The sequence below is a fragment of the Ruegeria sp. SAZD013 genome (assembly GCF_059612525.1).
Genome location: NZ_JBXWQT010000039.1, coordinates 1 through 13,582, shown reverse-complemented (window position 1 = coordinate 13,582; position 13,582 = coordinate 1). Strand labels below are relative to the sequence as shown.

The 13,582-nt window shown below is 53.1% G+C and carries 14 protein-coding genes and 3 pseudogenes; 5 read left to right on the top strand and 12 right to left on the bottom strand.

The features are described 5' to 3' along the window. Nucleotides 1-43: 43 nt before the first annotated feature. Nucleotides 44-1,315, top strand: a pseudogene (locus AC2FLU_RS19920) (IS3 family transposase). 143 nt (nucleotides 1,316-1,458) lie between these two features. On the opposite strand, the gene AC2FLU_RS19915 reads toward AC2FLU_RS19920, so the two are convergent. From AC2FLU_RS19915 to AC2FLU_RS19900, 4 genes and pseudogenes are all read right to left on the bottom strand, one after another. Then, nucleotides 1,459-1,914, bottom strand: coding sequence for a hypothetical protein (locus AC2FLU_RS19915; protein WP_496715648.1), 456 nt, complete (start codon nucleotides 1,912-1,914; stop codon nucleotides 1,459-1,461). Nucleotides 1,915-2,028: 114 nt separating this feature from the next. Continuing rightward, nucleotides 2,029-2,436: a universal stress protein gene (locus tag AC2FLU_RS19910; RefSeq protein WP_171724810.1), complete on the bottom strand. Its 408-nt coding sequence runs from the start codon at nucleotides 2,434-2,436 to the stop codon at nucleotides 2,029-2,031. 57 nt (nucleotides 2,437-2,493) lie between these two features. Further along, the gene (locus AC2FLU_RS19905) at nucleotides 2,494-2,943 is read right to left on the bottom strand and encodes a phasin family protein (RefSeq protein WP_480586351.1); all 450 of its coding nucleotides are present in this window, start codon (nucleotides 2,941-2,943) and stop codon (nucleotides 2,494-2,496) included. A gap of 192 nt (nucleotides 2,944-3,135) precedes the next feature. Continuing rightward, nucleotides 3,136-3,384: pseudogene (locus AC2FLU_RS19900) on the bottom strand (transposase); the annotation flags it as partial. Between the two features lie 121 nt (nucleotides 3,385-3,505). Here AC2FLU_RS19900 and AC2FLU_RS19895 point away from each other — a divergent pair. Next, nucleotides 3,506-4,663, top strand: a complete 1,158-nt coding sequence (locus AC2FLU_RS19895) for a cation:proton antiporter (protein ID WP_480555834.1) — start codon at nucleotides 3,506-3,508, stop codon at nucleotides 4,661-4,663. A gap of 15 nt (nucleotides 4,664-4,678) precedes the next feature. On the opposite strand, the gene AC2FLU_RS19890 is transcribed toward AC2FLU_RS19895, so the two are convergent. After that, complete coding sequence (locus AC2FLU_RS19890; protein WP_480521453.1) at nucleotides 4,679-5,086, bottom strand: c-type cytochrome; 408 nt, start codon at nucleotides 5,084-5,086, stop codon at nucleotides 4,679-4,681. A 1,099-nt stretch (nucleotides 5,087-6,185) separates the two neighbouring features. Continuing rightward, complete coding sequence (locus AC2FLU_RS19885; protein WP_480555835.1) at nucleotides 6,186-6,689, bottom strand: Hsp20/alpha crystallin family protein; 504 nt, start codon at nucleotides 6,687-6,689, stop codon at nucleotides 6,186-6,188. A gap of 280 nt (nucleotides 6,690-6,969) precedes the next feature. Here AC2FLU_RS19885 and AC2FLU_RS19880 point away from each other — a divergent pair, with 280 nt between their 5' ends. Next, nucleotides 6,970-8,274 (top strand): ferredoxin reductase family protein, encoded by a 1,305-nt coding sequence (locus AC2FLU_RS19880; protein WP_496808255.1) that lies wholly within the window; start codon nucleotides 6,970-6,972, stop codon nucleotides 8,272-8,274. A gap of 335 nt (nucleotides 8,275-8,609) precedes the next feature. Further along, the gene (locus AC2FLU_RS19875) at nucleotides 8,610-9,131 is read left to right on the top strand and encodes a flavodoxin domain-containing protein (RefSeq protein WP_496808254.1); all 522 of its coding nucleotides are present in this window, start codon (nucleotides 8,610-8,612) and stop codon (nucleotides 9,129-9,131) included. Nucleotides 9,132-9,254: 123 nt separating this feature from the next. Here AC2FLU_RS19875 and AC2FLU_RS19870 read toward each other — a convergent pair whose 3' ends face one another. The 6 genes and pseudogenes from AC2FLU_RS19870 to AC2FLU_RS19845 all read right to left on the bottom strand — a co-directional run bounded on the left by AC2FLU_RS19870 (nucleotide 9,255) and on the right by AC2FLU_RS19845 (nucleotide 13,469). Continuing rightward, the gene (locus tag AC2FLU_RS19870) at nucleotides 9,255-10,100 is read right to left on the bottom strand and encodes a universal stress protein (RefSeq protein ID WP_480555836.1); all 846 of its coding nucleotides are present in this window, start codon (nucleotides 10,098-10,100) and stop codon (nucleotides 9,255-9,257) included. 88 nt (nucleotides 10,101-10,188) lie between these two features. After that, nucleotides 10,189-10,566, bottom strand: coding sequence for a SnoaL-like domain-containing protein (locus tag AC2FLU_RS19865; protein WP_480607824.1), 378 nt, complete (start codon nucleotides 10,564-10,566; stop codon nucleotides 10,189-10,191). 441 nt (nucleotides 10,567-11,007) lie between these two features. Then, nucleotides 11,008-11,406 (bottom strand): IS110 family transposase, encoded by a 399-nt coding sequence (locus AC2FLU_RS19860; RefSeq protein WP_480521441.1) that lies wholly within the window; start codon nucleotides 11,404-11,406, stop codon nucleotides 11,008-11,010. Between the two features lie 91 nt (nucleotides 11,407-11,497). Then, the gene (locus tag AC2FLU_RS19855; protein WP_480521439.1) at nucleotides 11,498-12,397 is read right to left on the bottom strand and encodes a sterol desaturase family protein; all 900 of its coding nucleotides are present in this window, start codon (nucleotides 12,395-12,397) and stop codon (nucleotides 11,498-11,500) included. Between the two features lie 145 nt (nucleotides 12,398-12,542). Beyond that, nucleotides 12,543-12,944: pseudogene (locus AC2FLU_RS19850) on the bottom strand (IS110 family RNA-guided transposase); the annotation flags it as partial. A gap of 156 nt (nucleotides 12,945-13,100) precedes the next feature. Continuing rightward, nucleotides 13,101-13,469, bottom strand: coding sequence for an aspartate/glutamate racemase family protein (locus AC2FLU_RS19845; RefSeq protein ID WP_496812095.1), 369 nt, complete (start codon nucleotides 13,467-13,469; stop codon nucleotides 13,101-13,103). Between AC2FLU_RS19845 and AC2FLU_RS19840 the strand changes: the two genes are divergently transcribed. After that, nucleotides 13,375-13,582, top strand: a 208-nt coding sequence (locus tag AC2FLU_RS19840) for a hypothetical protein (protein WP_496812096.1), incomplete at its 3' end; no start/stop codon positions are given. The genes AC2FLU_RS19845 and AC2FLU_RS19840 overlap by 95 nt on opposite strands.

The window sequence follows — 13,582 nt, the reverse complement described above, 5'->3', positions numbered from 1 at the left end:
TCCGGGTTTTCCGGAGGCTCCAAATCGAGGAAGGATTGGAGCCATGGAAAGAGACAACAGAGCGAACCGCTATTCACCTGAGACGCGCGCAAGGGCCGTGCGGATGGTGCTTAACAATCAAGGCAGCTATGAGAGTCAGGCGGCAGCGATCAAGGCGATTGCGCCGAAGATCGGCTGTGGCCGGGACACATTGCGGCGTTGGGTTCAGCAGGAGGAAACTGACCTTGGCCACCGGGATGGTGTGACGTCGGAAGAGCGGACCAGGATCATGAAACTGGAACGCGAAGTGCGGGAGCTGCGTCAGGCCAATGAGATCCTAAAAAAGGCCAGCGCGTATCTTGCTCAGGCTGAGCTCGACCGCCCACTGAAACGATGATCGGGTTAATCCACTGCCCGGCTAGGCATTGCGGGACGCAATGTCCCGAGAGGGGGCGATCACCGGGCCGAGTATTGGGTCGAGCCGATCTGCCGGGTTTTGCCGATCGCCCCTTCGACCTTCTACGACCATCTGGCCGTTGTCCGTGATCCGGATCGTGCATCTGATCGCGCCAAACGGGATGCCGTCCTGCGGCGCGAAGTGCACAGGGTGTGGGATCAGAACTTCAAGGTCTACGGGGTGCGCAAGGTCTGGCATCAGATGCGCCGCGAAAGCTTCGATGTGGAACGCTGCACGGTGGAACGGCTGATGCGACAGTTGGGCATACAGGGCGTTGTTCGCGGCAAGGCCCAGAAAAAAACGCGGCCGGACAAGGCACTGCCATGCCCGCGCGACAAGGTGAACCGGCAATTCCGGGCACCGGCCCCAAACACGCTCCGGGTCAGTGACTTCACCTATGTCTCGACCTGGCAGGGATTTGTCTGTGTGGCCATCGTAATCGACACCTTCGCCAACCGGATCGTTGGCTGGCGAGCGTCACGTTCCCCGCAGACCCAGTTCGTGTTGGATGCCCTCGAACAGGCGCTCTATGAACGGCGACCAAGTGACGATCTCATCCATCACAGCGACCGGGGCAGCCAATATGTGTCGATCCGCTATACCGAGCGGCTGGCCGAGGCCGGGATAGAGCCCTCGGTCGGCAGCGCCGGCGACAGTTACGACAATGCTCTGGCGGAGACGATCATCGGCCTGTTCAAAGCCGAGGTCATCCACCGGTTAGGGCTGTGGAAAACCGCCGATGCTGTCGAATGGGAAACCCTCAAATGAGTCGACTGGTTCAACAACCGCCGCCTGCTGCAACCCATCGGAAACATCTCGCCAGTAGAAGCCGAGGAGACATTCTATGAACAGTGCAATGAGTCCGATAAAGTCGCCTGAAACAGAGTAATCGGTCTCCGGGAAAACCGAGGCGGTTCAGCCCTTTTGAACCGTCTGGAAACGCACTAGTAACGGCTTCAATAAAATTGTGACCCATAAATCGACGTAACTTGCAGGTAGTTCCAGAGACTGCATCGCTTGCGTCACTGTCCGAACTGCGGATCATAGCCCCCATAGACTTGGCGCCCGGCGCTATGAAAGTCTTCCTGAAATTGGCAATCGCGGCCGCGAACTTTCAATATAGCTGTTGCAGCCAATGAATTTTTAAGTTCGCTATCTTTAAAAAGGACGCGAGCGATGTCGGGCAAAAACTCTTCCCCGCGAGGGCAAGCCAAGGCAAATTTCGAAACGAAATCGCCGAAGAATTTGCGTAATCTCTCTGGGCTAGTTTCATTTGTCTCGCAGGCTGCATTTATCAATGCAACTTCAAGAGCCTGCTCAAATGCAACGTATGCATTCGAAACGCCATTCACATCGATCCACAGTGGGTGGTCTTTGCGTCTTGCGAAGTCAGCTGCACGCAAAAAGAGATCTTGAGTAGATGCTGTAGTGGAGGGATACGTTCCTCTAAGAGAAATCAGTTTCCGAAACTGTGACATTTCCCAACTCCATTTTTGGTTATCGATACAAAAATGGAGATGGCGTTTGGTTCGGGATGATAGGATGTAGCCTACGGTAGAATACAGTTATATGGTTGTGTCGCTAACCTTGGATCAACGAATTACGTGAACCGAACACCTTGCGTGATGCACGACTCTGTTCGCAGTGGAACCTAAGAATATGTCCTCAAAACCAGGCTTGTGCGAGGCCAAGACGATGCAATCCGCGTCGCTCTCATTTGCGAAGTCGACAATAGCCCTACCCGCGTGCCCAGAGATGAGCCGAGCCTTCGCGCCTGGAATTTCAGAAGCAGTTTGATGCAGGTTTTCCAGGATTTCATGCCGCGTATTGGCAAGTACTTCGCTGGGAATCTGAGACCCTACATACGCCGGAATTGGCTCTTGGACGTGTATCACAGTGAATACAGCGTCCGCATCAGCCAATTGGCGCGCGGCTTCAAACGACGCTTGTGTGTCGTATTCTTGGTCCAGAGCAACCGGGATCAGGATATTCTTGTACATTTGACCTCCTATCTACTGCTTCGATGAATCCAGTTTGGTTCCTCGGCAGCAGGAAACCTACACAGGCTCAGACTTTGAAGATTTCCCCGCGCCCTTTGTAGCGGCTACAACATCATCAACTGTTTTCTCAACAGCTTCAGCTTCGGTTTCAGCGACATAAGATGCACAACGGGACACGGTTTCGAACCATTCCTGAGCGTCAGCAACCAACCGCTCCGCCGAATGGCGCTGCCACTCCGCCATGCTCTGAAAGGCTTTAGAAGGATCGGACGGGTTCGCGGAAGACACATTGCGTGCAGCTTTTAGAGCCGTCCGGACCGCCTCATGACGCCGTTCGAACCAATGCTGCGCAAAGGCCTCTGTTTCTTCGAGCAATTTCTCTTGCGCGTCCCAAAATTGTTCGATCTGGGCACCGAAGGCCGGATTGCCAGAAATGGGCGGCTGCATTTGCTTGAAAACATCCAAAAGTGAGGTCGGGTTATTTGTGTTGGATTTCTTTGTCGACATCAAAAATTCCTCCGCATTTTCTGAATGAGCTATTTTGCCACCTGCGGCGCGCTTTCGCCTTAATACAGATCAATATCCCTTATTTTTAGGACCTTCGGCTAAAGCTGCGACGGGACACTCGCAATCTCTCCGACATCGGTTCCTAGGGTCAGGATTCATAACCAGTAGATGACGACGGCTGCGAGCGCGATGGCCGAGAGGAAGACCTTGGGACATCCGCGCGAATATGCCCTTTTCGCTCCAGCGCTTCCAACGGCTATAAAGCGTCTTGTGTGGACCATAGGCTTCAGGAGCGTCGCGCCACCTTAACCCATTGCGGTTGATGAAAATTATCCCGCTCAGAATCCGCCGGTCGTCGACCCTTGGCTTACCGTGCGACTTTGGAAAGTAGGGTTTCAGACGCGCCATCTGTGCGTCGGTCAGCCAGAAAAGACTGCTCATGTCACCGCTCTGTTTTCGGCGCCGTGAATCACGCAGCGCTCGGGAAATCAATGCATCCTGACCCTAGTAGGCGGAGTTGGAGTTAGAGTAGTCTAGACATGAACTTAACGCTTGGTTTTCTATGCACGTTGCCGGCTTTCTGATTACCCTTGGTGTCCTCTTCCTTGCCGGATTGGCGGCCGACCAGCTTGGCAGGGCCACGCATCTTCCTCGTGTTACAACCTTACTTTTCCTCGGTCTGATCGCAGGGAACGCCGGGATGGGGTTGATCCCACTCGACGTTGCCATTTGGTTCGACGAGGTATCCATTGTGGCCTTGACGATGGTCGCGTTTCTTCTTGGAGGATCTTTAACCCGAGAGAACCTGGTTCGGCATGGCCGTGCCATTCTGACGATTTCGATATCGATTGTAATTGCGACCTTTCTTATCGTGTCGGCTGGACTAACTGCAGTTGGCGTACCCTTCGGGTTAGCGTTGGTGCTGGCGGCAATTGCCACAGCTACGGCTCCGGCCGCCATGACTGACGTAATCAAACAATCTGGAGTGTCCAACAGCTTCACCGAGACCTTAAAGGGCGTTGTCGCAATTGATGACGCTTGGGGTCTGATCGTTTTCAGCATCGCCTTGGTTCTGGCCGGTCATTATGACGGTTTGGCCACGGTCACGATCACGGCGATGTGGGATTTTGGGGGCGCCATTTTATTGGGTGCAGCACTAGGCGTACCGTCCGCTTACCTAACTGGTCGCTTAAACCCGGGGGAGCCAATGCAAGCCGAAGCGGTGGGAATCGTCTTTCTTACAGCAGGTCTTTCATTATGGCTGGAAGTTTCGTTCCTTTTAACAGGCATGGTTGTGGGCGCAGTTATCGGGAATCTGGCCCGCCATCATGACCGTGCTTTTCATGAAATCGAGCACATTCAGTGGCCATTTATGATCCTTTTCTTCCTGCTGGCTGGCGCAACGTTGAATATTGAAGCCTTTGGCTTGATGGGCTGGGTCGGTGCACTTTTCCTGATCCTGCGCATAGTGTCCCGCCTAGTTGGGGGCTATTGCGGGGCAAGAATTGGGGGCCTGCCTCGCCGTCAGGCCCCCTGGTATGGTCCCGCGTTGCTGCCGCAGGCCGGTGTCGCGGTTGGAATGGCCCTTGTAGCCGGAGAGCAATTTCCGAATTGGGCCGCGTCCATCTTGGCCTTTACCTTAGCCAGTACTGTGGCCTTCGAAGTGGTAGGGCCGCCATTGACTCTCATGTCTATCAAACACACGGCTGATACAGATTAGCAGATTAGTCAGTGACTATTCAGCCTGGATCGATTCAAGAAAGGCGAGCAAATTCGCCAACGGCAGGCCTACCATCATTGGTTGCCCATTAGGCAAAGCTAACGCGATTTGTTGGTCTGTCTCAAACACCGCACCAAAGATTGGCATTTCGCCCCCATGGGCGAGCAATTGTGAACGACCATCAATCTGTTCAGCTATTCGGCCTATAGGAAACACTCCATCGTTTTCACTCGCCAGCTTGGTGAGGTCGGGTGTTCGAATAGCAAGCATTTCGGCCATCGGCCCATCCCCAGTTGCTTCGAAACCATGGCATTGCCAGCAATACTTCCGGTACAAATCACTTCCGGCACTGACATTGACGTCCTGCGCCAGTGCAGGTGCCGTGGTGAACAAAGCCAATAAAATTCCTAGAAAAAACTGCATATGCTCCTCCAATTCCCTACCTCTGATGAAGATTCAATTAAACAGTATCCCAAGGAAACTTCTTTGACCTTGCTCATGTTATTCACTCCAGTAAGAACATTGGCGTTTCATTGGAATAGAGTTTGAGCACGCGCCAAATCTAATCCAGGCGAACATCCAATTGCGCCATCTCGACATTGACCTCACCACCTGCGTCCACAGATGATGCTCCTTCCGATACGTTCATATGCCTGAGAATTCTGCCAAAGGTGATAAGACACTCAATGCAACCATCTGAGAGCACGCAACCGAGCCGATACCACTCCGTCTGGCAGGCTGTCAGTCGCAACGTCGGAAATGAGCAAGTCTCTGCGAAGCTTCCTTTTCCGTCGTAGAAAACGGCGAACACGGTTCAGCGTGTTTTCACGTTTCTCTGGATAGTCGGTTTCCAAGTAACTGTCAGTTTCTGGAACTATCATCGAAGCAAGCCGTTTCAAACGCCGGTCCTTCGGCAACTCGATTATCCGATAATCTTGGCTACACCGGTAGAGCAGCCAATCAAGATGACCGAGGATATGGTACATACCCTTGATACTGGATATCTCTAAATCGGACCTGCTGAACAGTTTCATCTTGTCTATGTACGAGCGCGCTTCGGACACAGCAGTCTCAACGTTGTCCCCCCACAAAGTCGATTCCGTTTGGCTGAGATGTCCCCATACATGACCGAAGGTGTGCCACTTCGGCCCTTACAATTTGTTCGACTTTAGCTTTTGTTGTTTCCACAGCTATTTCTAGGATCCCAGGAATGAGAGGATCTAGAGATCTAGTTAACTCTGCACCTCTGTCGGGTAACAGCGCCTCGACAAGTCTGGCGGACGGTTTAGCGAACAGCAGGATCAGCACTACGCCTATCCAATCGCGTGAAGACATTCTACCACGCTGCAACACCGAACGTATGGCCACGTACGAGTGCTCAGAAACAGCATAATTGCAAACACTTACGATGTCTGCCCGGATTCAACCAATAACACTTATAGGTCCGCAACTCGAAAAGGCCGACCGATGATCGGCCCTCAGTGCTGTCATGTTTAAGGACAGCTGCGAACCAGCAGGCCGTCTATTTCGACGATACCTTTATCTTACGACTTGGATCCCGAGGCTTAGTCTTCGGCATTTCGATATGCAAAACGCCTTTGTCGAATGTTGCTGAAACCTTGTCGATTTCCACGGTGTCTGGCAGCGTCATGGCTCTAGAAAAGCTGCCATAGCTTCTTTCGCTGACACGCAGATCGCCCGTTTCATCATGCGCAATCTTCTTCTGACCGCGCAGGATTAGCCTGCGGTCCTTGACTTCAATTTCGACGTCATCCTCTTCGAGCCCCGGCAATTCAGCCGTAAGAACAATCGCAGAATCCGTTTCTTGGATATCAATCGCCGGTGAAATTGCACCCGTCATATCAAGAGACGGAAAACCCGTGCGTTGCGCAGCCGTTTCCATTGGTAGGAAAGGTGATCTTGCTCCAAAAAAACGCGACATCAGGGTTTCCATTTCACGTCGAAAATTGTCTGAGAGCGGATGCGTTCCAGTGAAAAGTTGCGGGGACTTTTTGTCTTCTAACATTTTTTGAACCTCCTCCTTTGGTCGGATTTCGCGCGCGTAACATTATGACAGAAAACGCGGTTAAGAACCTTGATCTTGCGCAAGCATGCAGCTTCAGCTTTTGCCAAATCGCACGAACCGGCTGAGCCAACAGAAACAAGAACCGTCAGCCAACAAACTTGCCATGTCGTGCTGAAATTAAGACCAATCTCAGTAGGCTTGATCGGAGTCCCAGGTCAGCTTAGCGTTTATCCTGAATGAGCCCGAGTTGCCTACCTTTAGCACAGTGGAACAAAGCCGTATGAAATGGCCGTATCTGGCGCTGATTTACGTTTTGCTGATCTTGGCTCCCTTGGGTTTTTCTTGGTCCTTGGGATGGCCACCGCGACCATTTCATCAAGATCTCGGGTCCGGGCTTGGAATGCTTGCATTTTCAATAATCCTGGTGGAGTTCGTCCTGTCTGGGCGGTTCCGGTTCATCTCTTGTAGTTTGGGTATGGATGTGACCATGCGGGTGCATCAGTTGATGGCGCGTACCGCACTCGGCTTTGCGCTTATACACCCGCTGCTGTATCAGGGAACGCCTTCTGGCGGACGCCGCCCGTGGGATGAAACACACCAACTTACGATTACGACCGACTTTTCTGCGCTGGTATCTGGCATCGGCGCTTATTTTTTACTGTTCATTCTGGTCGCCCCGGCAATTGCCCGTAAATCCCTTGATTACAAATACGAGACATGGCGCCTCTTACACGGGCTGGGAGCCTTGGTGATTGCCTGCCTGCTATTGCACCACACGGTATATGCTGGGCGCTACGGTGGGCATCCGCTATTGACGTATCTCTGGCTTGCCCTGACCAGTATTGCAGTTGGAGCTTCACTGTATGTCTATCTCGTTCGTCCTTTGTGTCAGAGGAAAAGGCCGTGGCACGTCACTTCTGTGTGTCGACTAACACCGAGGCAATGGGAGTTGCGCGTCAAGCCCGATGGTCACAACGGACTGACCTTCAAAGCAGGGCAGTTTGCTTGGCTAAATGTCGGCCACAGTGCCTTCTCGCTACACGAGAACCCATTCTCGATTAGTTCTGCACCGGCCGAAGGACCCGAAGTTTCATTCATGATCAAGGAGCTTGGGGATTTCACATGCGGCCTCGGAAAGATCGCTCCGCAAACCCCGGTCTATCTGGACGCCCCATACGGAAATCTGTCGATCGACCACCGTCCTGAGAAAGGCATTGTACTGATCGCAGGTGGCGTCGGGATCGCGCCGATGCTGAGCATTTTGCGTCAGACAAGGGCGAGTGGGACACGGCAGGATATCAAGCTTATCTATGGCAACCGGGTCGTGGAACAGATTGCTTATCGCCAGGAGTTATCCAAGGAAGATACAGTATTTGTTCTATCCGAACCGCCAAAGGATTGGCGCGGAGAAACAGGTTTGGTCGACGGTCCCCTATTGGACCGCAATTTATCTTCTAAGCAATTTGAAAGCTGGCTTTATGTTCTCTGCGGCCCCCCTGCCATGATGGACGTCGTCGAAGATCATCTAATCGCACGGGGCACCGCGTCCTACCGGATTTTGTCTGAAAGGTTTGACTATGATTAGATTGCTCAGAAACCTGCCCGCGCGCCAACAGGTGAAGTTCTCGGTGTGGTGTATCAGTTTTACAATTTTCACCGCTGCCTTGACCTTTTCCTTAAGATAGCAAAACGGACCATTTGGCCTTGCTAGTTTCAAAATTGTCAGCCGAAACAAGCAAGTTCTCTTGGAAATAGCTGTCGTCGCGAACTTCCTCAAAATCATTCTCCGCTTGGACAGCAATTACGTACCACAACTATCCCGATATGCTCCCAAGAAACGCCTTTGATGGAGATCAAGGGCAACGCTCGCCACTTACTCATAATAAAAAATCTATTCAGGCCGATTTTGGGAGGATCGGAATGACCGTACTCATCGCCTTCGCTACCGTCGAAGGCCACACAGCAAAGATTGCGCGTTTCATCTGTAATGTCGCGAAGAATGCCGGTTTCAAAACAAACCTGATCAATACCGATGATTTCTCTGGCCACGTATCGCTTGACGGTGTGGTCAAGGTTGTTCTTCTGGCCCCTGTCCACGAACGTAGGCACCCCGAGTCATTCGAGGCTTTTGTCACTTCAAACAGAGATGCCCTAACTAAACGAAAGTCTCTCGTGCTTTCCGTTGGTCTAAAAGCTTCTTTCGCGTCAGGTCGAGAAGAAGCACGCGACTATCTCAACGAAATGTTAATGCGAACAGGTTTTGAACCGAATGCGACGGCGTTGATCGCAGGCGCGGTGAGGCCCGAGAACTACGGGTATTTTGAGAGGGAGGTCCTTAAGCACGTTGTCTTGCTAGGTCGAAAAATCGATCCACAAGATGGGGCACGGGAATTTACTGACTGGGACGAACTGACGTCAATTGTAATAGATTTCCTTGGCTGAAACAGTCGGGCAAACCAGCATCAATCTCAAGCGATTTCCTAATAACAACTGGCTGCTCCCGCATCTGCAGGTGAACATTTTTAGCTATGGCTCCCAGCAAATCACAGTCGCCGGTTCGTTTAATCAGTGTCCGAAAAGCACTGGCAACCTCGTCTGCTCTAACATTGCTTGCGTCGTTCCCCCAAAAACTGACTCACGCAAATGAGAATGCCCATAAGCGCCCATAGCAACGAGGTCGGCCCCCAATTCTCTTGCGCGTTCTTGAATGCAGTGTTCGATCGAAGCCCCACCACATGGGAACTGCGACACGGTCGCGTTGCAACCGTGATGGCTGAGCCATCCAGCAATGTCAGTTCCGGGCACTTGATCTTTTACGTCATCAGGCGACGGCAAATCAAAACACCCAATCACAACTTCGTTGGCCGCCAGAAAATAGGGTAAAGCTAAATGCGCAGCCCTAGACGAAGGCAGGCTATCATTCCATGCCAAAAAAATGCAGTCGCGTTGGGCAAACGGATCTCCATTGATCATCAGGGGGACCGGCGAATGAAACAACACTCCGCACGCGATCTTGTGAAATAAATCGGGGTCTTTTCGCAACTCAGCGTCTAGAAAAGCGATATCAGAGCAATTTGCTTGTCCTGCCACAAGATGCTGTAACTCTGCTCCAGATCCCATAAAGGCGATTACATTTGCCGGTACGCCCTGCTCGACCAGAAACGCTTCAACTTCAGTGGCGCGGGACATCAAGGCGGCATTTTGCGCGTTAAGAACATCCAACCAGTTTGAGGGAAGACCCCCCTCAACGAACCTGTTTGATCCATACTTTAAGTAAGGCAGGTTAGGTAAAGCCGCGATCATTACACAAATCAAGTGGCCGTTCTGAATACGGGCAGTTTCAGCGCATTCCAAAATCGACGCGTCGTCAGCATCAACTCCTACATAATATGCCACTGTTCTGTGTTGCATTCCCGACCTCCGTCCGGAATTTCAATTCGCCCAAGAGCCATGCGCACTGATTAAACCAACAAATAGACGATGTTGTTAGTCGCTCTTCTTACTTAGGCAGCATGAAGAACTCTTCCAGCACAATCTTGCCTTCTGCCACCGAATACATTGCAATCTCGCGCAGGGTCATACGCTCACCCGTAGCCTTCTGAACCACTTCAGCCCTGAAGCGCACTCCAAAGCGGTTGGGTGGGTGGACGTAGGGGCCATCCACGTCTAGTTCTTGAATTTCGTGCGATGCCAACCAATCCCCTCTTTTTCCCTTTATGGCTTCTCGACCCTTTGTAACGCGGAATTGGCGAACTGGAGGCACAACTGCCTCTATCGACTGTGCGTTTTCAGCATACATTTCATCAACACTTCCAAGGCCCCTGCGCTTACGCATGGCCTGGACGAATGATCTTCCGAATTCAACCAACTCTTCCATGAGCACCCCCTTAATTACCAGTGACTGTACCACTTCTTGCCCACGCAAATCTTGACAAGGATCAATGAGCATTTGGGTAAATGTAATGCGGCCAACTCGCACTCACCTCTGCGAAGCCATTAGGGTCAGGACTTCGGTAACGGAGCCGTCCCAGTCAAGCTGTTTTGCGTAGCATGATTGATCCGCCATGGCGGTGTAACTTTACCTTGTTAGTGTCCGCTCTGCTTTCTGTCACGGCCTTCGATTGAGATCCTTGGGGTACATGCTTCGGGTCGTGGTCAGCGCGACGGCTGCCAACATGATGCTGGTTCGATGTATTTCCGATGTGCCCATCTCATAGGCGTGCATGACTAGATTCAGCGACGGTCCAGACCACGACATCATCGGAACCACGTCCCTGCGAGACCTCGAAGGCCTGCTATCAGGCAGGCAACAGGTGGATTAACAGACGATCAGTCCATGTTCAGTGCAGCGTCGAGCCGGAATACGGTGCCATCGACCCAAATTCGATGGAGAATGGCCAATACCGATCATACGGATGCCGAAGGTTTTGAGGACGCCACGGATGTGACCTTCGAGGTCCTTGCGCTGCCGGATCAGCCTTTCAAGGGCACCGACAAGGCATCGCAGCCGGTCGACCTCTTCGCTGCGGATATGCACCGCAGTGAACCAGCCGGTTCGGGCGAGCTGCGCCAATCCTTCGGCATAGGTGGCGTCAGACTTGTTGAGCCGTGCCGACAAGCTCTTGTGCGCCTTGAGGGCAACAATGCAGGTCGCAGGCAGACCGAGACCGGCGAGGCCGCGCTGCAACAAGATCGACAACATTCCGCTTTCATGCACGATCCGTCGGGGCGTAAGTTCGCGGTTGCGAAACCAGCCCGCGACGCCCTGGGGATCAGCGGGACAGACGCCACGCGCTACAGTCTCAACGCTATTGGTCTATTTGGTCAGTGCCAAGCTTGGTTTGCCCGGACGAGACAGATGAAGATCGCTTCCGTTGGCTCGGGGTGTCGAGGGCACCTCCGCTCGCCGGGCCGCGCAGCGGCTGAATCAGCATTCGGTCGAGCCAGAGGTCTCGGCGTGTGCGAAACTGCTCGATGCCGATTTCCATGCCCTTATGCCCCATCTCGGGTTGCGCAACATAAGTGCCTAGAAGTCGGTCCCACCACGGTAGATTAAACCCAAAGTTCGAGTTGGTCTCGCTTGGATCAACGGAATGGTGGACTCGGTGCATGTCTGGAGTGACGACGATCCATCTAAGTATTCGATCCACCGGACGCGGCAAGTCAATGTTTGCGTGATTGAAGAGCGCAGTAGCGTTCACGATCACCTCGAACAGGAGCACGGCGACAGCGGGCGGCCCCAAGGTTGCTACAACCGCCAGCTTGATCCCCATCGAGATGAGAATTTCTACCGGATGGAAACGCAAGCCAGTGGTCGCGTCAAAATCGAGGTCGGCGTGATGCATCCGGTGCAGACGCCAAAGCCCCGGTACGGCGTGGAACATCACATGCTGAAGGTAGATTGCGAGATCGAGAAGCAGCATGGAGGCCACGATGGCAACCCAAACCGGCGCCTCGATGTTGTTGAAGAGCCCCCATCCGCGATCCTCGGACATAGCTGCGAGACCAACTGCGAGGATTGGAAAGGTCAGCCGCAGGATGGCGGTGTCGAGCACCACGAGCGCAAGGTTGTTTGTCCATCGGATAACGCGCGGAATATCCCGTCTTCGCCGGGGTGCGGCCACTTCCCAAAGTGCCATCGCCGCCAGGACGGATAAGAAGGCAATAAGGCGGATAGTTGGTTCAGCAGCAAGGATTGTGTCGGACATGGACATCCACTATTCGGGTTTCTGTCGCAATAGAATTGCAAGCTGTTCTAGGCGACGACCGCTCCAATGTAACGCAGACATTCAAGCGATACCATCAGAGGGCGGCTTGGGTCCGCAACTCTGCCGTTCAGCAGATTTCAGCGAACGTCCGCTGCCGAACCAGCAACTCCCGGGCCCGCAGAACCATTGCGGACGCCTGGATCTCTTCACTTTTCACGGCAACAAAGCGCATAGTTGGTCTACTCGCGGCTTCGCAGATCGCTTCCGCATCGGCCGTATCGTTCTTTTGACATTTGACGAATGGATTCACGTAGGCCGGATGGATCAGCTTGACTTCGTGACTCAAGCGACTGATCTTGCGCGGCCAATAATGCGCACTGGCACAGGCCTCCATTACAACCACGCAACGCGGCAGCTTTGCGAAGAACTCAAGGACCTGACCCCTGCGCAATTTCTTCCGAAAAACAGGATGACCTGATCCATCCGCTCCGTGCACCTGGAAAACGTTCTTCGCCAAATCCAGGCCAATCATACTAATATCTTCCATAAACGCCTCCATTCAGGTTGTTTGCAAACCTAAAATGGCACACCGAGGCCAGCGCGGGCGTCTACACCTTCAGAACCGGAGCCCAGAATCGGGCGCATTCGTCTTTTGACGAAACGGTGATCCAATTCATTTCTCGCCACTAAAAGCACGACGCAGTCAGCGGTGCCATGGCATCATTCCAGAGTAAGGTACCCGGACCGCTACAGAATGCGCCATTTGTGCTAATGTCGTAAGGTCAAAAACGGGAAGCTGCAGCTCTTCCTGAAGACGCGCGGCATATGGCGGCAAATCGGTGCACTCCAGTACCAGCGACCTGATTTCCGGTGTTTGGTGTTTTAGTCGCCGTGCTGCTTCAAGGACTTCGGCCTCGATCACATCGGTGTCCATGCGGGTCCGTGTATTCCGCAAGATCACCTCAGCGAATTCGCTGGTGTCCTCCAATCCTTGCACCGCGACGGGTATACCGGCGGCTCCGACGCCTTCGAAATGCTTTGGCGTCAAGGCTGACGCATTTGCAGTCAGCACGCCCACCGGGGCCTTGGCTCCGGTCATATGGAAGGCGATGCCCGAAGCCTTCCGCCGTCTGCAGGATCACATGCTGCGCAAAGAGGGCGGTGACCGAGAGATGGTCGATATCT

Coding starts and splice junctions, on each gene's coding strand:
- AC2FLU_RS19915 (WP_496715648.1), bottom strand. CDS start 1,914: ATGTCACAGTTTCGGAAACTGATTTCTCTTAGAGGAACGTATCCCTCC.
- AC2FLU_RS19910 (WP_171724810.1), bottom strand. CDS start 2,436: ATGTACAAGAATATCCTGATCCCGGTTGCTCTGGACCAAGAATACGAC.
- AC2FLU_RS19905 (WP_480586351.1), bottom strand. CDS start 2,943: ATGTCGACAAAGAAATCCAACACAAATAACCCGACCTCACTTTTGGAT.
- AC2FLU_RS19895 (WP_480555834.1), top strand. CDS start 3,506: ATGCACGTTGCCGGCTTTCTGATTACCCTTGGTGTCCTCTTCCTTGCC.
- AC2FLU_RS19890 (WP_480521453.1), bottom strand. CDS start 5,086: ATGCAGTTTTTTCTAGGAATTTTATTGGCTTTGTTCACCACGGCACCT.
- AC2FLU_RS19885 (WP_480555835.1), bottom strand. CDS start 6,689: ATGTTAGAAGACAAAAAGTCCCCGCAACTTTTCACTGGAACGCATCCG.
- AC2FLU_RS19880 (WP_496808255.1), top strand. CDS start 6,970: ATGAAATGGCCGTATCTGGCGCTGATTTACGTTTTGCTGATCTTGGCT.
- AC2FLU_RS19875 (WP_496808254.1), top strand. CDS start 8,610: ATGACCGTACTCATCGCCTTCGCTACCGTCGAAGGCCACACAGCAAAG.
- AC2FLU_RS19870 (WP_480555836.1), bottom strand. CDS start 10,100: ATGCAACACAGAACAGTGGCATATTATGTAGGAGTTGATGCTGACGAC.
- AC2FLU_RS19865 (WP_480607824.1), bottom strand. CDS start 10,566: ATGGAAGAGTTGGTTGAATTCGGAAGATCATTCGTCCAGGCCATGCGT.
- AC2FLU_RS19855 (WP_480521439.1), bottom strand. CDS start 12,397: ATGTCCGACACAATCCTTGCTGCTGAACCAACTATCCGCCTTATTGCC.